This is a genomic window from Bdellovibrio sp. HCB-110, from assembly GCF_047323225.1.
Lineage (GTDB): Bacteria > Bdellovibrionota > Bdellovibrionia > Bdellovibrionales > Bdellovibrionaceae > Bdellovibrio.
Map to the genome: position 1 here is coordinate 881880 of NZ_CP178750.1, position 20371 is coordinate 902250.

At 45.4% G+C, this 20371-nt stretch carries 24 protein-coding genes; 14 read left to right on the forward strand and 10 right to left on the reverse strand.

Annotation, left to right across the window (positions count from 1 at the left end):
* Positions 1 to 151 precede the first annotated feature (151 nt).
* Complete coding sequence (gene sfsA, locus ACL934_RS04180; RefSeq protein WP_374078002.1) at positions 152 to 880, forward strand: DNA/RNA nuclease SfsA; 729 nt, start codon at positions 152 to 154, stop codon at positions 878 to 880.
* A 38-nt stretch (positions 881 to 918) separates the two neighbouring features.
* Here sfsA and ACL934_RS04185 read toward each other — a convergent pair whose 3' ends face one another.
* Together ACL934_RS04185 and ACL934_RS04190 are read right to left on the reverse strand one after the other, a co-directional pair.
* Complete coding sequence (locus ACL934_RS04185) at positions 919 to 1335, reverse strand: CBS domain-containing protein (RefSeq protein ID WP_374078005.1); 417 nt, start codon at positions 1333 to 1335, stop codon at positions 919 to 921.
* A 60-nt stretch (positions 1336 to 1395) separates the two neighbouring features.
* Positions 1396 to 1890, reverse strand: a complete 495-nt coding sequence (locus tag ACL934_RS04190; protein WP_374078008.1) for a DUF421 domain-containing protein — start codon at positions 1888 to 1890, stop codon at positions 1396 to 1398.
* Between the two features lie 190 nt (positions 1891 to 2080).
* Here ACL934_RS04190 and ACL934_RS04195 point away from each other — a divergent pair, with 190 nt between their 5' ends.
* The 3 genes from ACL934_RS04195 to ACL934_RS04205 all read left to right on the forward strand — a co-directional run bounded on the left by ACL934_RS04195 (position 2081) and on the right by ACL934_RS04205 (position 4848).
* Complete coding sequence (locus ACL934_RS04195) at positions 2081 to 2854, forward strand: murein L,D-transpeptidase catalytic domain family protein (RefSeq protein WP_374078011.1); 774 nt, start codon at positions 2081 to 2083, stop codon at positions 2852 to 2854.
* Positions 2855 to 3030: 176 nt separating this feature from the next.
* Complete coding sequence (locus ACL934_RS04200; RefSeq protein WP_374078013.1) at positions 3031 to 3777, forward strand: class I SAM-dependent methyltransferase; 747 nt, start codon at positions 3031 to 3033, stop codon at positions 3775 to 3777.
* 18 nt (positions 3778 to 3795) lie between these two features.
* Positions 3796 to 4848, forward strand: a complete 1053-nt coding sequence (locus tag ACL934_RS04205; RefSeq protein WP_374078016.1) for a lactonase family protein — start codon at positions 3796 to 3798, stop codon at positions 4846 to 4848.
* A 9-nt stretch (positions 4849 to 4857) separates the two neighbouring features.
* Here the strand turns inward: ACL934_RS04205 and ACL934_RS04210 are convergent, their stop codons facing one another.
* Together ACL934_RS04210 and ACL934_RS04215 are read right to left on the reverse strand one after the other, a co-directional pair.
* Positions 4858 to 5235, reverse strand: a complete 378-nt coding sequence (locus tag ACL934_RS04210; RefSeq protein ID WP_374078019.1) for a HEPN domain-containing protein — start codon at positions 5233 to 5235, stop codon at positions 4858 to 4860.
* Between the two features lie 145 nt (positions 5236 to 5380).
* Positions 5381 to 6163 (reverse strand): DsbA family protein, encoded by a 783-nt coding sequence (locus ACL934_RS04215; RefSeq protein WP_374078021.1) that lies wholly within the window; start codon positions 6161 to 6163, stop codon positions 5381 to 5383.
* Positions 6164 to 6307: 144 nt separating this feature from the next.
* Between ACL934_RS04215 and ACL934_RS04220 the strand changes: the two genes are divergently transcribed.
* From ACL934_RS04220 to eno, 6 genes are all read left to right on the forward strand, one after another.
* Positions 6308 to 6943, forward strand: a complete 636-nt coding sequence (locus ACL934_RS04220; RefSeq protein WP_374078023.1) for a hypothetical protein — start codon at positions 6308 to 6310, stop codon at positions 6941 to 6943.
* Positions 6944 to 7151: 208 nt separating this feature from the next.
* Positions 7152 to 7430, forward strand: a complete 279-nt coding sequence (locus tag ACL934_RS04225; protein ID WP_340590396.1) for a cytochrome — start codon at positions 7152 to 7154, stop codon at positions 7428 to 7430.
* On the forward strand, positions 7390 to 7905 hold the full coding sequence (locus ACL934_RS04230) for a cupredoxin domain-containing protein (RefSeq protein ID WP_374078025.1): 516 nt from the start codon (positions 7390 to 7392) through the stop codon (positions 7903 to 7905). Before ACL934_RS04225 ends, ACL934_RS04230 begins: the two co-directional genes overlap by 41 nt.
* Before the next feature lie 17 nt (positions 7906 to 7922).
* Complete coding sequence (locus ACL934_RS04235) at positions 7923 to 9032, forward strand: CpaF family protein (RefSeq protein WP_413613164.1); 1110 nt, start codon at positions 7923 to 7925, stop codon at positions 9030 to 9032.
* Between the two features lie 222 nt (positions 9033 to 9254).
* Positions 9255 to 10196: a hypothetical protein gene (locus ACL934_RS04240; protein WP_374078029.1), complete on the forward strand. Its 942-nt coding sequence runs from the start codon at positions 9255 to 9257 to the stop codon at positions 10194 to 10196.
* The gene (eno, locus tag ACL934_RS04245) at positions 10189 to 11457 is read left to right on the forward strand and encodes a phosphopyruvate hydratase (RefSeq protein ID WP_374078032.1); all 1269 of its coding nucleotides are present in this window, start codon (positions 10189 to 10191) and stop codon (positions 11455 to 11457) included. The genes ACL934_RS04240 and eno overlap by 8 nt, the downstream gene beginning before the upstream one ends.
* Positions 11458 to 11535: 78 nt before the next feature.
* Here the strand turns inward: eno and ACL934_RS04250 are convergent, their stop codons facing one another.
* Positions 11536 to 12018, reverse strand: coding sequence for a hypothetical protein (locus tag ACL934_RS04250; protein WP_374078034.1), 483 nt, complete (start codon positions 12016 to 12018; stop codon positions 11536 to 11538).
* Positions 12019 to 12123: 105 nt separating this feature from the next.
* Positions 12124 to 12996, reverse strand: a complete 873-nt coding sequence (locus ACL934_RS04255; RefSeq protein WP_374078037.1) for a LysR family transcriptional regulator — start codon at positions 12994 to 12996, stop codon at positions 12124 to 12126.
* A gap of 116 nt (positions 12997 to 13112) precedes the next feature.
* On the opposite strand from ACL934_RS04255, the gene ACL934_RS04260 reads away from it, so the two are divergent.
* On the forward strand, positions 13113 to 13448 hold the full coding sequence (locus tag ACL934_RS04260) for a hypothetical protein (protein ID WP_374078040.1): 336 nt from the start codon (positions 13113 to 13115) through the stop codon (positions 13446 to 13448).
* A 183-nt stretch (positions 13449 to 13631) separates the two neighbouring features.
* On the opposite strand, the gene ACL934_RS04265 is transcribed toward ACL934_RS04260, so the two are convergent.
* From ACL934_RS04265 to ACL934_RS04275, 3 genes are all read right to left on the reverse strand, one after another.
* Positions 13632 to 15071, reverse strand: coding sequence for a catalase (locus tag ACL934_RS04265; protein WP_413613165.1), 1440 nt, complete (start codon positions 15069 to 15071; stop codon positions 13632 to 13634).
* Positions 15061 to 15567 carry an ankyrin repeat domain-containing protein gene (locus tag ACL934_RS04270; protein ID WP_374078044.1) on the reverse strand — a complete coding sequence of 169 codons (507 nt, stop codon included), beginning with the start codon at positions 15565 to 15567 and terminating at the stop codon, positions 15061 to 15063. Before ACL934_RS04270 ends, ACL934_RS04265 begins: the two co-directional genes overlap by 11 nt.
* Before the next feature lie 104 nt (positions 15568 to 15671).
* A complete protein-coding gene (locus ACL934_RS04275) occupies positions 15672 to 16148 on the reverse strand; it encodes a YidH family protein (RefSeq protein WP_413613166.1) in 477 nt (158 codons plus the stop codon).
* A 120-nt stretch (positions 16149 to 16268) separates the two neighbouring features.
* Here ACL934_RS04275 and ACL934_RS04280 point away from each other — a divergent pair, with 120 nt between their 5' ends.
* The 3 genes from ACL934_RS04280 (at position 16269) to polA (ending at position 19595) form a co-directional block, all read left to right on the forward strand.
* Positions 16269 to 16574, forward strand: a complete 306-nt coding sequence (locus ACL934_RS04280; protein ID WP_374078048.1) for a septum formation initiator family protein — start codon at positions 16269 to 16271, stop codon at positions 16572 to 16574.
* A gap of 99 nt (positions 16575 to 16673) precedes the next feature.
* Positions 16674 to 16973, forward strand: a complete 300-nt coding sequence (locus tag ACL934_RS04285; protein WP_374078050.1) for a helix-turn-helix domain-containing protein — start codon at positions 16674 to 16676, stop codon at positions 16971 to 16973.
* Positions 16974 to 17027: 54 nt separating this feature from the next.
* On the forward strand, positions 17028 to 19595 hold the full coding sequence (polA, locus tag ACL934_RS04290) for a DNA polymerase I (RefSeq protein ID WP_374078052.1): 2568 nt from the start codon (positions 17028 to 17030) through the stop codon (positions 19593 to 19595).
* Positions 19596 to 19679: 84 nt separating this feature from the next.
* Here the strand turns inward: polA and ACL934_RS04295 are convergent, their stop codons facing one another.
* Positions 19680 to 20312, reverse strand: a complete 633-nt coding sequence (locus ACL934_RS04295; RefSeq protein WP_374078055.1) for a hypothetical protein — start codon at positions 20310 to 20312, stop codon at positions 19680 to 19682.
* Positions 20313 to 20371: the final 59 nt, after the last annotated feature.

Genomic DNA, 20371 nt, shown 5'->3' on the forward strand with positions numbered 1-20371 from the left:
CCATAGAGCAATTGCACTGAATTACGCTGTGCGCAATAGTGAAGAAATGCAGAGTTCTTTGCATTATTCGGGGCTCCACGGAATCCCATCGACAAATTTGTCAGAAAAAGACTAATTTGAGAGTGAAATCACGGCTTTTGAAGGGGGTCCTATGAAATTTTCTCACAAGCTGCAGGAAGGGATTTTCCTCCAACGTTACAAGCGTTTCTTTGCGGATATCGAATGGCAGGGGCAAAAAATCACAGCTCACCTGCCAAATACGGGAAGTCTGAAGAGTGTGAACAATCCGGGGCAGCACTGTCTGTTCTCTGAAAGTGACAATCCGGAACGCAAACTGAAGTACACTTTGCAGATGATCAAATCTCCCATGGGATCGTGGGTCGGTGTGAATACGGCGATTCCGAATGTGATTATGCGTGAAACACTTCAGCGTGTTGTCGGGCATCCAGAAACCGTCGGTACGTTTGCACACTGGGCACAATTTGATGAGGCGAAGGCCGAACATAAAATCAACGGTGAAACGCGCCTGGATTTTATTCTTAAGAAAAAAGGCAGCGACAAGATTCATTTTATCGAAGTGAAAAATGTCACGTTAGGTGAAAACGGGGTTGCGAAATTTCCTGATGCTGTTTCCGAGCGTGGGCAAAAACATTTGCGTGAGTTGATGCAGTTGATGGATCAGGGACACACGGCGGAGTTGGTCTTCACGATTCAGCGCCATGATTGTGGTTCATTCACACCGGCTGACGAGATTGATCCTGCTTACGGAAAACTTTTGCGTGAGGCTTATCACAAAGGTCTTAAGATTTCTCCGCTGGTTGTGGATCTCAGTCCGGAGTCCGTGGAGCTGTCAGAGACTCTTCTTCCTATAAAACTTTAGTACAAAGGGCCGCTGGTTTGTGGCGGCCCCTTCTTCCTCTAGTGATGGGCTATTTTCGATAGAGTGTCATGGGTGATTTTGGCGTCTTGGCCTTTATTGGCGATGTCACCTAAACTCAGCATACCAACCAGACGTTTATTTCTATCAACGACCGGAAGACGGCGATGCTGGCGCCCTGCCATTTTTTTGCTGACATCGGCAATATCATCATCATCGTAACAGTAGTTGATCCCTTCACTCATGACTTCCTGAACTTTTGTTTTTCGAGGATCTTTGCCGTGAGCGACGACCCGAATGGCAATGTCCCGATCCGTCAGCATGCCAATCATTTTGTCATCTTTTTCTACGGGAATCGACCCGCAGTCCTCTTGTTCCATAAGACGTGCTGCTTCTTCGACAGTGTGAGCGAAATTAATCACTTTTGCATTGGGGTGCATGATTTCACGAACTCTCATGGGAAACTCCTTTTTTAAAAAAAGAATAGATCTGTTTGACCATGAAGGGACGGTTTATTTTCAGTCTGTGCTAATTGTCATTTCTGGTTTCTGATCTTTTTTGCGCACTGAAACGGAGCCGTCGTTTTCGATCACCGCGTATTCGACTTCGTTGATCGACATACAACCTTCTTTACGAAGGGCTGCATCAATTTCGTGTTTACTCAAACGCTCTTTTTTGACGAGGTCTTTGTTGATATGCCCGTCGTGAATTAAGACTTCGGGTTTTCCTTCAATAAGCAAGGAAGCGCGTTTGCTTTTGAAGGTGATCCAACCTGTCAGGTAATCCAGCGTCAGCAATGTGAGAGCCGATATTAAACCGCCTAACAAGGACTGGTCGCCACCGTTCATCGAGTTCTGAACCGCATTACTTAAAATCAAAAGCAGAATCAAATCGAAGGGTGCCAGTTGACCAAACTGCCGCTTTCCGATGATGCGCAGACATATCAGCAAAAAGGCATAAACGACGACGGAGCGAAGGACAAATTCCCACCATGGCAAGGACAACTCCAGCATAGCTCCTCCTCTCGAAAATCTTACTGAGAGGCGCGCCTTACGGGGAGATGTCTTTTGTCAGAAAAACTGTAAAAAAATCTCACAGTTTCCCTCTGAAAACGTGTCGAGAATTCAGTCATTTCTAAAAAGTTTTAAGTTTTAAAAACGAGTAGCCGATCTGCTCTGTGAACTATCAGCACGGAGGATCGGCATGATGTCTTTCTCACCTACAAAAGTCCTGTTATCAGCAGCAATGATGCTCACTCTTTCAGCCTGCGGACCTGGCATTCCGGTTCTTCCCGACGACCCAGAAAATGAACCTGTCGCAACGTCTCCGAACGACAACAACGGGCAAAGCACAGAAGGTGAAAGAGATCTGCCTTCAATCACGCCGCCTGCCGTGACACCTCCGGCAGAGACGACTCCGCCACCGATTGCGGGAAGTGATGAAGAGATTCTTAAGCTTTATGATTACTTGGACCCAAGCCACCTTGTTCCGACTAAAAAATTGGAAGCGGCAGTTTTATACTTCCATAAAAATAAATCGAAATTCAAAAATCAAACTGTGATTTCGGTGATTGATTTCAGTCAGAAGTCGACACAGAAGCGTTGGTACTTTATCAACATGAGCACGGGCAGTGTGTGGAATATCCACGTTTCCCATGGAAAAGGTTCTGACAGCAATCACGATGGCTTTGCTGAAAAGTTCAGTAACGTCTCCGGTTCCAATGCGAGCTCAGTGGGATTTTATAAAACAGCAGAAACTTATCAAGGAAGCAACGGCTACTCCTTGAAGCTGGATGGACTTTCTTCGACAAACTCCAATGCGCGTCCCCGTGCGATTGTCGTGCATGGAGCTGCTTACGTACAGGACTCGGCTGTGGTCCAAGGTCGCAGTTGGGGATGTCCTGCGGTGTCTTCCACGAATCGCGATAAAGTGATCAATATGATTAAGGGCGGAAGTCTTATTTACGCCATGAACTAGGCCTGCCGGGTTTCCGGCAGTTCCCGAAAAACCAACGGAAGCTCTTGCCGGGATCTCGGCAGGAGCTTTTTCATTTCAAAATAAAACGCTTTTCAGCTCTGAAAACCTTGGCACCTCTCGTGCTTTTAAGACTGTCATCAGGCCGACACGATCGACCTCAAAAAAAGGAGACAGTTATGAAAGCGCAATATCAAGAATATCTAAATGGACCTCACCACGCAGTGAAAGAAACTTTGAATCACATCTTGCCGTTGGGCGGACTCAAAGAAAGAGACTGCGTGGATTATCTTCCGGCTGTTGTAAAAGGATTTTTTCCTCATCCCGTAGGCCTTCGCGCTTTGGATTTGGGCTCTGGCCATGGAGTGGCCGCAATGGCTTTGGCTGAAATCGGATTCCAAGTGGCGGCTTACGATATGTATCGCAGCTCTATTTCGATTGTACAAAAATTTGCATTGAAACAAGAACTCAATATCTCTTTTGCCATGGGTGGAATTTTGCAAGTGGAGCAGCTCAATCAGAAATTTGATTTGATTCATGACTATGATTGTTTGACTCAAATCACTTGCTCTGCAAAACGCGCTCACTTCTTAAATGCGGTGAGAAACTCATTGGCGGAAGGCGGAAAGTTTGTGCTTAAAACAGCGGTTCTTAGCCCCGGCCTCAGCCCTGACGAAAGTTTTGAATCTATCTTCTTGGATGAGAACTACACTTTGTGGAGACAAACTCCGGAGTGTGACGTGGACGGTGTTGTTGAAATGTCTGGGAAATACTGGACAGCCCAAAAACGTATTGCTCCTGTGAATGTGATCCGTCAAGAACTGCAAAATGCCGGCTTAGAAATCGTGATGGAAGAAATGGAAACTCCGCGCGGAAATCATCCTGCAACTTTAAGACTTGTTTTGACTAGCGCCCAAGGACGCTAGTTTTTTTGGGGATATTTTATGAAAAAAATCATCATCATTCTTTTAGGTCTCGGAGTTCTTGTTGGATGCAGCGGCGGTTCCTCCTCTCGTCCTCAACCTGCCAAAGCGAAGTTTGCCTATGTTTTAAATAAAGGGGACGATACTGTAAGTCAGTACAGTATCGGGAGTTCTGGTGAACTTATTCCGCTTTCGACGCCAAAGGTTTCTACGGGCAGTTTCCCAAGTGCCATGGTGATGGATGAGTCTCAAAGTCACCTCTATGTAGCAAATATGGGAGCAGACACTATTTCTCAATATGCAATCGGTGCTGATGGCGGACTCACAGAAATTGGAACTCCCGTTGCTACTGGAATGATGCCAGAGAGTTTGGTTCTTTCTTCAGATGGTCTTTTTATTTATTCTGTAAACTCGCAAGGGGAGAGCATCGCTCGATACGCTATTGGCGCAAACGGAGAGCTGAGTCTTGTCGACACTCAAGCGCAAGCAATAGGGCCGATCGGTCTTACATTTTCTCCTTCGGGAAATTTTGCTTACGCGATCAATGTCGATACGACGATTTCGCAATTCTCAGTTGCTGCTGATGGCGCTTTAAATCCCCTCACTCCCGCGACGGTGATTTCTTCAGGATGTCCTTCGGGACCTTTGGGAACAGCTAAAACGACGGCGGGTGAATTTATCTATGTTCTTAGTTGCTACACGGAGGAAGTGGAAGTGTTCTCGATTGCCCAAGACGGCGCTTTGACATCGTTAGAAGTTGTAAAAACCGGGAGCAGTCCACAGGGAATGACCGTGTCAGGAGCTCATTTGTACGTGACGAATTCAGGGGAGGGCACGATCTCGCCATTTACTATTCAATCCAGCGGTCGTTTAACGGCTCAGTCTATTGTTGCGGCAGGAGATGCACCTGAAACTTTGGCGGTCGCGGGAAAAGGTCAGTCGGCTTACGTTCTGGATTACGTGACTGATTTTGTGCAACAGTATTCGGTGACTTTCACAGGAGAGCTTGTGAAATCCACGAACTCTCCTGTGGCGACGGGCATCAGTCCCAGTCGTATTTTACTGAAATATTAATTGCGGGGATTATAAAAGGCGGAGCTGTTCGCCCACGAGTTTCTTCAAGTTTTCAACGTAACCAAAATACTCTTCCATATCCAAACGCTCATCTTCATGAATGTGGGCGTTTGTCGCATTATATGGAGTCAGTTCAATCACATCCGCATGAGATGAAATGGCCGCGAAGTTATGCTCTTCCAAAGTAGACATCAAAGCATCCAAATCGTGGTCATCTTCTGGATATTGAAGGCCGCGCATATCGCAAAGAGCCTTCAAAAATTTCTCAGTGGCTTGGGCCAAATTATACCCAACAAGTTCATGCTGTTTTTCATCGCCGATGTGCTTTTTTGCGAGATCAAGATCATCTTGAGCTTTTAGAATGAGTGATTTTGCGTGCGCGCTCATAGCTGGTCCTTTGTCATAAGGTTGATAACCTCACTCTAATCTGACTTCACCAACTGAGTAAAATAAATTCTCGGCCCATACAAAATAAAAAGCCCCCAGTTTTTATACTGAGGGCTTCTTTAATTCGTCTCTATTAAGAAACTTCTTATTTACCTTCTTTAAGGTGACGTTCGATGATTTCCTTGAATTCAGAGAACGGATACGCACCACGAAGAGAAACACCGTTGATCAAGAAACCAGGTGTTCCAGAGAAGTCGAATTTACGAGCTTCAGCCATGTCAGCTTCGATACGTTTAGTGATAGCTTCGTTGTTAAGGTCTTTTTCAACTTTTTTAACGTCAGCGCCTACTTTTTTAGCAGTCTCTTTCAAGAAAGCTTCTTTTTTGCTGCGAAGGTCGCCTTGGTTTTCAAATACCAAGTTGTAGAACTTTTCAGCTTTTGCATGGTCTTGCATAGCAATCGCTTCGAAGTATCTTGCCGCAGGCATCGCCATTGGATGGAAATCCAAAGGAAGATGTTTGTACACAACGCGTACATCTTTAGGGTAAGCCTTCATAACTTCATCAATAGTTGCATGACCTTTAGAGCAGTATGGGCACTCGAAGTCAGAGTATTCAATAATCGTGATTTTTGCGTCTTTAGGGCCAAAGATAACGCGGCCTTCTTCAACAGCAGCTGTCAAAGGTTTCGCGAATTCTTCGTCACGCTTTTTACCTTCTTCGGCAACGGCTTTTTCTTGAGCTTTACGTTGAGCGTTTTGAGCGGCTTTGTTCACCACTTCGATAAATGCTTCAGGGTCTTTTTCGATAGCAACGAAAACGATGCTTGGATCTTTTTCAATCGCTTCTTTGAGTTGTTTTGCTGAAGGAGCACAATTCACTAGAGTGAGTGCCAACATGCTGATTCCAAAAAACTTAAGTGCTTTCAATGTTTCCTCCGAGATGGATGATTTAAAGTTTTGAGCCCTTTTATTTGACAATATTTTTAGTTTAGAGGGAAGGAAAAAATCCCAGGCCTAAGTCTGGCTGATTCTGGCCTTGTATCACTCTGTCAGGTCTTTAAACTTATGTTTATGAAAAAAGCAAATTTCCTTTTAACAATGTTCACTTTTGTATTTTGCATGCAAGCCCAAGCAGGTTTGTTATTTAACTACTCACAATTGGCACTCAAGGACCTCGATCAGATGAATAAAATGGTCAGTGAGAAAGTCAAAGAATCGAAAAAATCGGGGAGTGGAAAAGCAGTGCCGTTGAAAGAAGCACTTCAAGCTGTGTACTCACGCCCGAACGATGATGACATGATTGAAAAAATTGTCGCCCCGTTGCGTAGCAGTTTAGATGAATTGGAGTCCTGGGAAAAAACGATCAGTCAATTAACTGACGAAGCCATCAACGCCCTGAAAAATCCTCGGGCTTTTAAACCGGTTGTACAAGTGACCTACGTCATCTTCTTGGAAAATTTGATGGCAGAGATCAAACCGTATCTTAAAACCGACGGTTTTGAGAGGAAGATTGTTGAACGCATTCGTGACGCAAAGATCGAAGTGTCTAAAGAAGCCTCGAATGAAAGAAAACTGCGCATGATGAAGGACACAGGATCGCCATCGCAAATCGCAGAAAAAATCCTGATTCAAAGCAATGAAAAGCCTGCAACGGAAACATCTGCTGTCGAAACATCGTCTGAAAGTTCGGCAGAATCTGCTCAATAATTCCCTCAATCGGCATTTTTTGCCCTCGACCGGACTGGTCGAGGGTCCTTTTCGACTCTCGACTAGCGTCAAACGATAGATCTCCTCAAGTCTCTGAAAATCGCCTCAAATTGACTCAAGTTCTAGTGAACTCCTACCGATAAAAACAACATGGAGTGGGCTGGATGCCCCACCTGAGAAATCAGGAAAGAGCAATTAGGAGGATTCGATGTTTCTTCAAGGCGATTTACAAATAGTGTTTGATGCACTCTATTCAGTGGGTGCGATTGACCCTGTTTTGAAATTGGATTGGGCAGAGGTAACTAAAGAGATGATGTCCCAACCGCAAATCGTCAGCGATGCGTTTCAAATGATCAACGCATGCAAAGGAAACAAAGACCTTTTAATCCAAAAGCTCCACATGATGGATCCGAGATCCGTGAATTATATCGCTATGGAGGTTGCGCGTGAGTTCTGCGAATTCCAAGATCGTACAGAGTTGCACTAAGATTGCTTTATTGCTTCTTCTTGTTGCTCCGTCGGTTCAGGCTTTTGAAGTCGATTTTTCCCGTCGTCAAGTGGACTTCAACCGTGTGAAGAACGAAGATCGTCTGCCTGCGAGCATTCAAGAAGATCAATCAGCAACTATTTTGAGCAAGGTGTTTGAAGCGGTAGAGCCGACTCAAGACATCGTCATCATGAATACCGATAAGGGTTTTGTTCCCGATACGGTTCGCCTTAAAAAAGGCAATAGCTACCGCATCCATGTTGTAAATGTGAATGGCAAAGAAAAGAATACAAGCTTCGTGCTGGACGCTTTTTCTGAGCACCACAACACGGTCTTCGGAGAGCAAAAAACTTTTTACGTGACTCCTAAAACAGACGGAATTTTTTCTTACCAATGCCCGGAAACGGCCGTGCAGGGAAAATTCATCATTTACTCTGATGTAGGAAGCACTGACAGAAAACCTGCTTCTAACTAATTTGGAGAACTGCGCCCATGTCTAATTCAGACGTTTTCAAACAGACCATTCAGCAGAATCTAGGTCCTGTTTTGAAGTACCTGGACGACAAGGGTGTCTCCGAAATTCTCGTCAACGGACACAAAGAAATTTTTGTCGAAAGAAAAGGGAAGCTCGAAAGAGTTCCTGAATCTTTTCCCTCTGAAGATGACTTGCGCGCGGCTGTGAACAGTATCGCGCAAAGTGTGGGCCGTCGTATTGACGACGAATCGCCAAGACTCGATGCGCGTCTTCCTGATGGTTCGCGTATTGCGGCCGTGATCCCGCCGATGTCACGTAAAGGGACGACACTTTCCATTCGTAAATTTACAAATAACAAAATCACTTTTGCCGACTACATCAAGTTTGGTGCGATCACCGAAGATGGTGCAAGATTCCTGGACATCTGCATGTTCCTGGGAAAAAACATCATCGTCTCTGGTGGTACGGGTTCAGGTAAAACAACTTTGCTTTCACTTCTTTGCACGCGCATCCCAAAAGGACAGCGTGTGATGGTGATCGAGGACTCTTCAGAGTTGCAAGTGGATTACGAACACGTTGTGATGTTTGAAACTCGCCAAGCCGATCAATTGGGTAAAGGCGAAGTGTCGATCAAAGATCTTTTAAAGAGCGCTCTGCGTTTGCGTCCGGACCGTATCATCGTGGGTGAGGTTCGTTCGAGTGAAGCCATGGAACTTTTGAATGCCATGAATACGGGTCACAAAGGTTGTATGGGAACCGTGCATGCGAACACGCCGGAAGATGCGATCGTGCGTTTGGAAGCCTTGGCTCAAGGTGGTGATGCGAAGATCAGTGAGAAGGCCTTGCGCTCTCAAGTCGTGTCCGCTATTGAAATTATAATCCAAGTCTCACGTTTTTCAGACGGATCTCGACGCATCTCTCACATCAGCGAAATACGCGGATTTAATGCAGATGGTTCATACAACGTCGTTCCGATCTTCGAAATGTCACGTCTAACACGCCGTCCCGACGGAACCCTGGAAGGAAAACTCCAATCCACAGGGAACGTCCCGCTGTTTATGGACGAAATCATCGACAACAACCTCCCATTCCCAAAATCCAAGTTCAATAAACCCCAAGCCGCCTAAAAAAAGGTGCCAGGGAATTTTTTACGTCTACACCGCGTCGTCAAGATGACGCAGCGTAGACGTAAAAAATCCCCTGGCACCTTTTTGGGTGTTTATTGCAGAGGGAAATTACGCTAAGACTGCTTCGTGCACTTTAGTTGTAAAATCTCAAACGCAGTCTTGAATATCTTAGAGGAACAGGGTGAAGACCTAACACCTCTTTATGAGCAGACCCATCTCCCGGTGGAGTTGCTTAGAGACCCGTCGTATTGGATCAGTGCTCCGGACATGGAGGACTTCTTACAACTCACTTTGCGTCTTCCGCTCAAGCGCGATGGAAATATTTTGCAGCGGGCAGGTCACGATGGGCCGACACTTCGCTCGTGGGGTGTGCTCGATAGTGTTCTGCGCATGATGCCTCGGCCGCAAGAGATCTTCAATCAGCCGGAGCAGTTCCTTTCGTATTTCATTTCGCCAAAACCGCCGATTGAAAATCTTCGTCGTGATGAAACAAGTATTTCGTTTGATCTGCCTCTGCCGGCGGAACAATATCCGTTGGTGACGACGTATTTGAAAGCGGCGTTTGAGTCGTTGCCTGTCTACGTAGGACAACCTCCTGCGATGTGTGACTGGCAAGGTATTACGATCAAGTTGAATTGGTCGACACAGCAAAATACGATCTTTAGTGAAAACGAAAATGTCGGTCATCAAGTCAGTCCGGCTCTTTTCCAAAGTCTGATTGAAGATCTGCAAAGCACGCAGCGTGAGCGCGAAGATTTGCAAAAGTATGTCGGTGATTTGGAAGAAAAAATCCGCGACTTTGAAAAGCAAAAACTCAAAGCTTCGACGAACGTGGAACTAGAGACGGAGCTGAATAAAAAACCTTCGCTTCTTCCTCACGAGGGTTCTTTGTCGCATTTAAGTTTTGATAGTGAGTCTCCGGCTTATGTTCTGAATCAGAACCTGGCCCGCATGCACGACTACATGGTGCGCGCGCAACAGTTGATCACGATGTTGGTTGCTCAAGGGAAGATGACTCCGGCCGTGAAAGAGGCCATGAGACGTGTGGATTGGGAACATGTGAAAACCCAATATCCGCGCACGGTCTTTGAAAGTATGGAACTAGTTAAAAAAGTAAATAATAAAAACACCGAGAACAAGAAAGAAGGAACCCCTCATGTCTGAAATCGTCAGCGTCGTATCTCGTGAAATCTTGGACAGCCGTGGAAATCCAACGGTTGAGGTTGAAGTAACAACAGCGGAAGGCAATATGGGCCGTGCCGCAGTTCCATCAGGAGCTTCTACGGGAGCCCACGAAGCTTGTGAGCTTCGCGATGGGGATAAAAACCGTTACTTGGGTAAAGGTGTTTTTAAAGCGGTAGATAACGTTCGTGAGAAAATTGCTCCAGAGATCTTGGGCCTTCAAGTGACTGAGCAAGTTTACATCGACAAAATCCTGCGCGAGATCGATGGCACTGAAAATAAATCAAACTTGGGCGCGAATGCCATCCTGGGTGTGTCTTTGGCGGTGGCAAAAGCCGCAGCTGCTGACAGCAATCTTCCCCTGTATCGTTACGTGGGTGGATCTCAAGCTTGCCGCTTGCCGGTTCCATTGATGAACGTATTGAACGGTGGTGCTCATGCTGACAACGGTCTTGATATTCAAGAATTCATGATCGTTCCAACTGTAAACAACTCTTATGCAGAATCTCTTCGCGCCGGTGCGGAAATCTTCCACACTTTGAAAAAAATCTTGAACAAAAAAGGTCTTTCAACGGGCGTGGGTGACGAAGGCGGCTTTGCTCCTAAATTGGGATCAAACCAAGAAGCCTTGGATCTTTTGATGAGTGCGATTGTGGATGCTGGATACGATCCAGGTCAAAACGTGTTCTTGGCTCTCGATGTGGCAGCGACTGAAATGTACAAAGACGGTAAGTACGAGTGGCAAGGTGGCCATATTTCTGCTTCTGAACTTTTGGGCATCTACAAGTCTTGGTCTGAGAAATATCCTTTGGTTTCTATCGAAGACGGTTTCTCTGAAGACGACTGGGATTCATGGGTGAAGGCAACAGCAGAGTTGGGTTCCACTGTGCAATTGATCGGTGACGATCTTTTCGTAACAAATCCAAAACGTTTGCGCATGGGGCTTGAAAGAAAAGCCGGAAACGCGCTTCTTGTGAAAGTAAACCAAATCGGAACTTTGACAGAAACGTTTGAAGCCGTGAACTTGGCGCAAAGAAACAAATACCGCACAATCATGTCTCATCGCTCTGGCGAAACAGAAGACGTGACGATCGCGGATTTGGCAGTGGCTTTGAACTGCCATCAAATCAAAACAGGCAGCTTGTGCCGTGGTGAGCGTACTGCGAAATACAACCAACTTCTTCGCATCGAAGAAGACTTGGGCGGTATGGGTATGTATTGGGATAAAGCGGCTTTCCGCTAGTCTCTATCAGCGCAATGAATTTTAAAAAAGGCGATCTCAAATAGATCGCCTTCTCTTTTTTCACCAGACTGAAAAGTCTTACTTCATTTGAACGTGAACTTTTCCCTCTTGGTCAAAGATCACATACATTTCGTATTCACCATTATACGTCGGAAGTCGCAAAAGAAAACGACGGTTGGCCGAACCATAAATAGCGTTATTGTTGAAGTACAAAGTAACCTGATGAGTGTAATCATCAAGACGATATACTTGTGGCGTTGTCGCAACCGCATTGCTGGGGGAAAAATCCAGATCAGTTACAAAGGCTCTGGAGAAATCGTCAGAATAAATGGGAGCGATTTTTCCGAACTCACAGTTTCCTGCTAGTACCGCAAGAACAACTTTCGTAACATCTGTTTTAGTAATCTGAAGGCGAACTTCAGGGAACAAGAGCTCGCGCACGACAGTGTTTTTATCTGGGCCACAGTAGTATTTTGAATCTACGGGAGCATCCACTTTCACGTTTCGGGCCAGAGACAATGAAGAACCTAAAAGCAAAGATAACAAAATCAAGAAACGCATGTTTCCTCCTGTGTGATTTGTGGCGGCAGGAATAACAGTGCTTCAAATGATTTTATACTAAATCCTGAAGTTTAAACTACAAAGTGCGCGCATGTTTGTATGCGCTCATGTGCGGACCTTTTTTAGTTCCGTAAAAAGTTCGGGGAACCACATTCGGCTGGCGGTTTCTTTTCGGTAAAGACAGAAGAACTCCGTTTCTGGAATCACCGATGTAGAAACGGGGAGAGAGACCACCTTATTTGAGTCGGGAATATAGCTGGTTGGGGCAACGGTCCATCCTTGGTTCATCTCTACCATGGAAAGAAGCACCTGCCAGTTGCTAAGACTGCGACTGATGGGGATCAGTTCTTGGACCTTGTAGTGTTTTAAAAGAGGTTCCAAGAAAGGATCCGTTTCTTTGTAGGACAAATACGGACGATCTTTCAAAGATTGAAAAAGGCTCTGGGAAATGTGCGACACATCCGGAGCCCACTTGCGTGGATAAACCAGATGCCAGCGATCCGAGAAAAGTTTTTTCCCATGAAGGCCGTGTGTGGATCTCAGATGATTTGAAATGGCCAGATCAAAACGTCTTTCAATCAGCCCATGCACGGCGGTCTCGCCATCGACGTCAATATAAATCAAAGTCCCGGGGAATTTCACCTGAGGAGCCATCACACCAAGGATCTCCGCTCTTCCGGCAATTCTTAACAATGTTTTTTCGGAGGACTGATAGTTTTCATTAAGAGATTTGATTTCAGCATCCAGGGAGCCAAAACGGGCACTCAGAATATCGCGCAGCTCTTGACCAAAAGGGGTGAGTACTTTTTTCCTACCTTCCATTTCGAAAACATCCTGGGGAAAGTACTCTTCCAATGATTTTAAATGGGCGGTGAGTGCCGGTTGGGAAAGGCCCAGGGTCTGAGCGGCCTCTGTCATATTTTTAGAGTCGCAGAAAGCCAAAAAGGAACCAATAAGATAGAGAGGAGGTTTTTTCATATATATCAGTATAATGATAATAAAAATCAAAAAATATCTATTTTTAAATGTTTAGAAATTCCGTACTTTATGCCGGCAAGATTAATACAAAATCTAAGAATTTAAAGGACGTACATATGAAAAAGATGATCGTAGTTATGATGAGTTTGATGATTTCTTCAATGGCTTTTGCTGCAAAACCAGCGGTTCGTTGTCAGAAAGCCGTGGAAAAACAAGAAGAGGGTTTGGCAAGTGAGTCGTCGGCGAATCCTGAAGATAAAGCAGTCCTTTTGGAGCAGCTTAGAAATGGTGATTTCGAAGTGACTGAAGAAGAATACACTTTGATCGAAAGCCTTCTAGAGCGCAAAGACACATTGGCGTTTTCATTTGGTAACGATGCTGGTGCATGGTTGACGATTGCAAATGCAAAGACTTGCAAGGTTCTTGATACAACGCAAGTGGTGGCTCACTAAAAAATAAAAAGGAGTCTTAAAAAGACTCCTTTCTTTCTTCAAATAAACTGTAAGTAAAATTACTTATGCCAATGCCTTCATAAGAATCTCCCGGTTTTTAAGGTTTGGCAGTTATGCTCGCGCCGAGATCTTTGTTCAAGTTTGTTCTGTGTAAGGTTGTGTCAGGGAGAAGGGGCCGAACTCCTAAGAGTTCAGACCCAATTTTGCTTTAATGCGGGCGCCGTAGTCAGCGTCACATTTCGCGAAATGATTGATATTTTTCAATTGAAGCTCCGCCGGCAAACCTTTCATCGTTCCGGCAATATTGCTGGTCAAGCGATCCCGCTCTGCTTCAGAAAGAAGGCGATAAAGATTTCCGGCTTGGGTAAAGTCATCATTGTCTTTGTGGGAGTCATAGCGGTCGACGGCACCACTTAAAGCCAAAGGCGGTTCGCGCAAGCGCGCATCTTGAACGGGCCCGTTAAATCCATTGGGCTCATAGTTATCCTGACGACCGCTATTGCCATCAAAGCGCATACTGCCATCGCGATGATAATTATTCACCGCTGATTGCGGGCGATTTACGGGAAGAGCTTGATAATTCACACCCAGACGATAGCGATGCGCATCCGGATAAGCAAAAAGACGCCCTTGCAGCATTTTGTCCGGTGAAAATCCAATGCCGGGAGGCACGTTGCTTGGAGAAAAGGCCGCTTGTTCCACTTCCGCAAAATAATTTTCAGGATTGCGGTTCAGTTCCAAAACGCCGACATCAATCAAAGGAAAATCCTGATGAGGCCATACCTTTGTGAGATCAAAAGGATCAAACGAAGGCTGCTCGGCTTGGCGTTCCGTCATGATTTGCACTTTCAAGGCCCAACGAGGAAATTCTTTTCTTTCAATGGCTTCAAAGAGATCACGACCTGCATAGTCTGGATCTTTCCCAGCAAGTTCTGTGGCCTTTTCAACACTGAGGTTTTTAATTCCTTGCAGAGTTTTAAAATGGAATTTCACCCACACGCGTTCGTTATTGGCATTGATGAAGCTAAAGGTGTGACTGCCATAACCATTCATAAAACGATAGCCATCGGGAATTCCACGATCACTAAAAAGGATTGTGATTTGGTGTAAAGCCTCAGGGGCCTTCGACCAATAGTCCCACATGCGGAAAGGGTTTTTATACCCTGTTTGTGGGTCCCTTTTTTGTGAGTGAATAAAATCCGGGAATTTGAGAGGATCGCGTTCAAAAAACACGGGCGTATTATTGCCGACAAGGTCCCAGTTTCCTTCCTCTGTATAAAATTTCAATGCGAACCCGCGGGGATCTCGCTCTGTATCTGCCGAACCTTTTTCGCCCGCCACGGTAGAGAAACGCAGGAAGACGTCCGTCTTTTTGCCAATCTTCGAAAACACCGACGCTTTTGTGAAGCGAGTGATGTCGTGTGTGACGGTGAAAGTGCCGTAAGCTCCAGAGCCTTTAGCATGCACCACGCGCTCAGGAATTCTTTCGCGATTAAAGTGCGCGATCTTTTCAATCAAGTGATAGTCTTGAATCAAAACAGGGCCGCGAGGTCCGGCAGTTTGTGAATGTTGATTTTCTGGGACAGGAATACCTGCAGAGGTTGTTAATGTTTTAGTGCTCATGTTGTAGTTCTCCTTTAAAAGGCGATTTAATTAATTGAAAGAGGGCTTTGAGACGGCGGAAAGCTTTGGGGCTGCGAGCATTCCCAGTTGGTGAGAATTCTGCGAATAAGCGAACCAAGTTTTCACGACCAAAAGCTTCTGCATACATCGTTGCCGTTTGCTGATTGTTGTTTTTTGCTTCTAGGTCTGCGCCGGCCGCCAAAAGAAGGCGGGCGATTTCTTCGTGCCCTTTGAAGGCGACACCCATCAGAATCGTGCTTCCGCTATTGTCGCGAGAGTTCACGTCAGCTCCGTGACGTAGCAATTGGGGAACCAAAAGAACGTGACCGTTATAAGAGGCCAACATCAAAAGTGAATGACCTTTGTGATTCTTGAGGTTGGGATCTCCTCCTTGAGCCAGGTAGAAAAGCAGGCCTTGAATATTTCCTTGTCGAGCAAAATCAAAGGCCTCATGTTCGACGGAAGCCGTTTGCATATAATCTGCCCATTTCCTCATAACCCACCTCCTGGGATATGAGTAAGATCGGCTATTTTCCTTTATAAATCGAATTGATATAATATATAACAATTATAGATTTTATCTATATTGAGTAAATGGGTTTATTTTCCGCTAGTTAGCCAGATGGTGGAAAGAACGCCAATAACGATTACGGCAAAAGTAAAAAAAAGGATAGACCACTTTGCGGGTTTGAATTTTGAAGTCTCAATCTCTTTAATTCTGCGTAAAAAGTGATACACCGACCAAATTAACAACAGACTTCCTAAGATCACCATGCCGATCCCGACATTCTTGGCATCGTGAAGGACGGCACCGCTGTCGTTGGTGCCGGTCTTTTCGCTTTGTAAAAGGTAGACGCTAAAACGGTTCAGGGTGATTCCCAAACTGATAAATGAAACGCCGGTTCTCAGGTATGAGAGGTGTGTTCTTTCGTTAGCCATATGAGTGCGACTGTCAGAGAGTTCCGTCTGATATTCTGACAGTTCGGTTTGAAACTCGGAGTCGCTGATGTTGTTCTGCGACTGCGAAATTTCATCGCCGGTGAATTTTACATGTCTGGGGCGAGGGGGAAGATTCATAAAAATCTCCTGCTCTTCTTATTTCCTCTCACGCGAGTCAGTTGGTAAAGTTACCATTCCGATGTGATCCAGACTTCCGTCGCGTAGCCAGCAAAGGAAAAGAAAAGTTAGACTTTATTTATGTCGTACACTCAGTTTGCTGTCGGTCTTCGTCGTTTTTTAAATCATCCTGCAAAAGTAGCGATGTGCTGTCTTTTAGTTTTCGCGGTTTCCATTGTTTTGAACGGAAATGTTTTTAGGCTGTGGGGCCTTCATCGCGATATGGACAGAATTAACGCAGAGATTCAGCAAACCCATCAAAACATTGCGTCCCTTTCTGGACAGCTTAAACAGGCTAAAGATCCCGCATTTATTGAGCGTCAGGCTCGCGATAAATTGGATCTGGCCGGAGAACACGACTTAGTCTTTGTTTTCCCTGAACAATAGTCCATAGCTCATCGCGTTATTGAGTGCTTGTCAGTTAGAATACAACTAGTATTTCGACTCTATTAACGGATAGTTTATAGAGTAAATCTAGGGGTTTATATGGTTGAGAATCATTCATTAGATTGGAACAAAGAAGCTCTTCGCGCTCTTCGCCTTCGTATGGGTTGGAGCAAATCGGATCTCGCTCGCAGGCTTCATTGTTCTTCGGAAGATATCGACTCTTGGGAAGAAGGACTTTCCAAAATTGAAGCCGCTATCAAAAACGAACTTGAGCTTATTCTTCGTCAGGCCGAAGCCTGCTGTGACGAGGTGAAATACACTCCCGCTGCTGAATGCGAGTGCGACAAAAACGCCTTGGAACAAATCGAATTTTCACGCGTCAAACTGGACTTAGAGTAATCGACAACAAAGCGCTCCCGGTGGTAGAGATAGGTTTTGTTCTGGGAGACTCAAATGAAAAAACTCTATCTCGTGGACGTCAGTGCCATGTTTTTCCGCGCGTATTACGCGATTCGTTCTCTGACGGCTCCATCAGGTCTGCCTGTTAATGCCATTTACGGATTTCTATCCATGATGATCAAGCTTCTCAAAGAAGAGAAGCCGGAATACCTCGTCTTTTGTTACGACAACAAAGCGCCTTCTTTCCGTAAAGATCTCTACGACGCTTACAAAGCTCATCGCACGGAAATGCCGGAAGACTTGGTCAAACAAGTTCCCTATATCAAAAAAATCGCCGAACTTTTGGGAGTTCCCTCTTACGAAGTGTCAGGATTTGAGGCCGACGACATCATCGGCTCTCTGACAAAGTGGGGCCGGCATCACGACATGGAAGTTTTCATCGTCAGTGGTGATAAAGACTTCGGTCAGTTGATTGGCCCCCATGTGTGGCTCTACGACACCATGAAAGACGTGCGCTACGATGCCCAAGGTGTTTTTGAAAAGTGGGGAGTGCGTCCCGATCAATTTATCGACTATCTTTCTATCGTGGGTGACACCTCTGATAACGTTCCTGGCGTGAAAGGCATCGGTGAAAAAGGGGCCATCAAACTTCTAGAACAATTTAAAACCTTGGAAGACATCTATGAAAATATCGATAAGGTTGAAAGCAAAAGTGTTCGCGAAAAGCTGATTGCTTCTAAAGACAATGCCTTTATGTCGAAAAAGCTGGTGACGATCTCTACAGACGTTCCCGTGTCCGAAGACTACAACAGCTACAAGTTGACACCTCTGCATACAGAAGAACTCAGAGACCTTTTGCATGAGTTGAACTTTAAGTCTTTCGAAAAAAGCCTTTTCGGAACGACAACGCCAGATACTCCGGCTCCTGTGAAGAAAACGGTGGAGATGCCCACTCCAGGAATTTCCGAGGGCGAGATTCAACCTACACTGGTGATTGCCAAAGATGATCGCGAGTTCAAAGAAAGAACTGTCACAACAAGAGAGCTTGCCGAGATCCTTGCAGAAAACCAAGTTCTCTGGGGATTTTCAGACACTCGTGGCGTTTTTGTTGGAACTGAAACGGAACTTTTGGAAGTATCCGATTTTGAATACTTGGGGAAACTCACAGACACGTTCAACATTCGTTGGAGCGGTTTTGATTTAAAAACTTTCTGGCATAAAATCGGCGCAAAAACTCCGATCGCGGGTTGGGACTCTCAATTGGCTGCTTATGTTTTAAAAGCGGGCGATGCGAGTGACTTTGGCAAGATGTACACCAAATACATGCTAGATACTTTGCCAGACTTGGCGCCACCTTCGGCTTTGTACAATGCTCACCGCAATTTCGCGGCAACATTGGCGGGCCAACTTAAATCCATCCATGGCGAAAAGGTTTATCAAGAACTTGAACTTCCTTTAGAACGCGTGCTTCTGGCGATGGAGCGCTGGGGAATTCGTATCGACAAGGACCTTCTTGCAAAACAAAGTGCGGAACTTCAAACCGAAATCGCTGTTTTAGAAAAACAAATTCACGAAGCGGCGGGGGAGTCCTTTAACGTCGGAAGTCCTAAGCAGTTGGGCGTGATTCTTTTTGAAAAACTAAAACTTCCGGCAGGTAAAAAAACAAAAACGGGCTATTCGACAGGTGAAGATGTTCTGACTGAATTGGATCATCCAATTGCAAAACTTGTTTTAAAATGGCGTGAACTTTCAAAACTTAAATCTACTTATGTGGATGCTTTGCCACAGATGATCAGTCCTAAGGATGAGCGCGTGCATACGCGTTTCAATCAGGCTCTGACTATGACGGGCCGTCTTTCAAGCACAGATCCGAATCTGCAAAATATTCCGATCAGAACAGAAAGAGGCCAGCAAGTTCGCCAGGCCTTTATTGCGGCTCCAAGAATGAAGTTGCTCTCAGTGGATTACTCGCAAATTGAGTTGAGAATCCTGGCGCACATTTCTGAAGATCCGAACATGATCAAAGCCTTTAATGAAGATCTCGACATCCATGCGGCGACTGCGGCGGAAATTTTTGGAGTGTCTTTGGATAAAGTGACAGCAGATTTGCGTCGTTCCGCCAAAGCTGTGAATTTCGGTATTGCTTACGGCCAAGGGGCTTTCGGTCTGGCCGAGAATCTGGGAATTTCCAGAGGGGAAGCGAAAGACATTATTGATCGTTATTTCACTCGCTTTAAAAATGTGCGCGATTATATCGAAGGCACTATCAAGCTGGCTCACGAGCAAGGTTACGTTGAGACATTGTTCGGGCGCCGTCGCTATATCGACGAATTGAAATCAAAAAACATGATGCTTAAAAAGTTCGGAGAGCGTGCCGCGATCAATGCGCCTATTCAGGGAACAGCCAGTGACTTGGTGAAAAAGGCCATGATCGAAGTTCATGAAAAAGTGCCAGTGCGCATGCTCTTACAAGTGCATGACGAATTGATCTTTGAAGACACGGAAGAGAATTTGAAAAAACACACGCAAGAACTTGTGACGATCATGGAAAGTGTGGCGCAGTTCAAAGTTCCGTTAAAAGTGAACTACGCGATTGGCAACAACTGGGACGAAGCCCACTAGTCGACGTCGCCAAATCCCTTTTACCTGCGTTGCTTCGTCGTCGGCGTACTGACAGTACGCCTTCCTCCTTGATTTCTCGTTGGCTTATTCTGTTTCCCAGCCGACGACGCGTCCACCTTCAAAGTACACATAGCGGGTTTCTTTGCGGAACCCTTGAGATGTTGAAACTTGGCGCTGGTATTTCCAGCGTTCATTTTTGTAAATCGGATTTCCAGAAACTTCGACACCCAAAGGCTCACCCCACGAGCGACGAACATAATCCTGTGGCATTCCCACGGCAATGTCTTGGGTTTCAATCAAATCTTTCATCTCTTCTTGCGGAGCTTGAGATCTTGACCAGATATTATTGCGATTGATCCATTGCTGGCGTCCTTCGATGGAAGGAATCGACAAGAAGCTTACTTTTTCTTCATCATTTTTAAGCCAGGGTAAAACTTTGGAATATTGTTCGCGCTCTTTTTTAGAGCTTAAAGTGCGCTCCAATTGACGTAATTGCTGACGAGAACGAATTTCCTGCAGGTCATCGGAGGTGAGAGAACTCGGATCTTTTCCCAACTCGTACGCAGTTTGACGAGTTTCACGGTCATAACCGTTATTTCGAGGGTTTTGCTCCACATAGGGAAGGCCTTCGTTGTAACCGCTTCCAGCAGATCTTTGAAATTGAGCGCATCCTAATGCCGATAAAACAACCAAAACTGAGGGGAAAAGGGCTTTCATCAAATTCTCCTAACAATTCATCCTAGCCGATGGAGTCTCGTTTATAAATTGTTCTTGCG

Bases quoted from the DNA above. Each gene is read 5' to 3' on its own strand.
- sfsA (WP_374078002.1), top strand. From the start codon at position 152: ATGAAATTTTCTCACAAGCTGCAGGAAGGGATTTTCCTCCAACGTTAC.
- ACL934_RS04185 (WP_374078005.1), bottom strand. From the start codon at position 1,335: ATGAGAGTTCGTGAAATCATGCACCCCAATGCAAAAGTGATTAATTTC.
- ACL934_RS04190 (WP_374078008.1), bottom strand. From the start codon at position 1,890: ATGCTGGAGTTGTCCTTGCCATGGTGGGAATTTGTCCTTCGCTCCGTC.
- ACL934_RS04195 (WP_374078011.1), top strand. From the start codon at position 2,081: ATGATGTCTTTCTCACCTACAAAAGTCCTGTTATCAGCAGCAATGATG.
- ACL934_RS04200 (WP_374078013.1), top strand. From the start codon at position 3,031: ATGAAAGCGCAATATCAAGAATATCTAAATGGACCTCACCACGCAGTG.
- ACL934_RS04205 (WP_374078016.1), top strand. From the start codon at position 3,796: ATGAAAAAAATCATCATCATTCTTTTAGGTCTCGGAGTTCTTGTTGGA.
- ACL934_RS04210 (WP_374078019.1), bottom strand. From the start codon at position 5,235: ATGAGCGCGCACGCAAAATCACTCATTCTAAAAGCTCAAGATGATCTT.
- ACL934_RS04220 (WP_374078023.1), top strand. From the start codon at position 6,308: ATGAAAAAAGCAAATTTCCTTTTAACAATGTTCACTTTTGTATTTTGC.
- ACL934_RS04225 (WP_340590396.1), top strand. From the start codon at position 7,152: ATGTTTCTTCAAGGCGATTTACAAATAGTGTTTGATGCACTCTATTCA.
- ACL934_RS04235 (WP_413613164.1), top strand. From the start codon at position 7,923: ATGTCTAATTCAGACGTTTTCAAACAGACCATTCAGCAGAATCTAGGT.
- eno (WP_374078032.1), top strand. From the start codon at position 10,189: ATGTCTGAAATCGTCAGCGTCGTATCTCGTGAAATCTTGGACAGCCGT.
- ACL934_RS04250 (WP_374078034.1), bottom strand. From the start codon at position 12,018: ATGCGTTTCTTGATTTTGTTATCTTTGCTTTTAGGTTCTTCATTGTCT.
- ACL934_RS04255 (WP_374078037.1), bottom strand. From the start codon at position 12,996: ATGAAAAAACCTCCTCTCTATCTTATTGGTTCCTTTTTGGCTTTCTGC.
- ACL934_RS04260 (WP_374078040.1), top strand. From the start codon at position 13,113: ATGAAAAAGATGATCGTAGTTATGATGAGTTTGATGATTTCTTCAATG.
- ACL934_RS04265 (WP_413613165.1), bottom strand. From the start codon at position 15,071: ATGAGCACTAAAACATTAACAACCTCTGCAGGTATTCCTGTCCCAGAA.
- ACL934_RS04270 (WP_374078044.1), bottom strand. From the start codon at position 15,567: ATGAGGAAATGGGCAGATTATATGCAAACGGCTTCCGTCGAACATGAG.
- ACL934_RS04275 (WP_413613166.1), bottom strand. From the start codon at position 16,148: ATGAATCTTCCCCCTCGCCCCAGACATGTAAAATTCACCGGCGATGAA.
- ACL934_RS04280 (WP_374078048.1), top strand. From the start codon at position 16,269: ATGTCGTACACTCAGTTTGCTGTCGGTCTTCGTCGTTTTTTAAATCAT.
- ACL934_RS04285 (WP_374078050.1), top strand. From the start codon at position 16,674: ATGGTTGAGAATCATTCATTAGATTGGAACAAAGAAGCTCTTCGCGCT.
- polA (WP_374078052.1), top strand. From the start codon at position 17,028: ATGAAAAAACTCTATCTCGTGGACGTCAGTGCCATGTTTTTCCGCGCG.
- ACL934_RS04295 (WP_374078055.1), bottom strand. From the start codon at position 20,312: ATGAAAGCCCTTTTCCCCTCAGTTTTGGTTGTTTTATCGGCATTAGGA.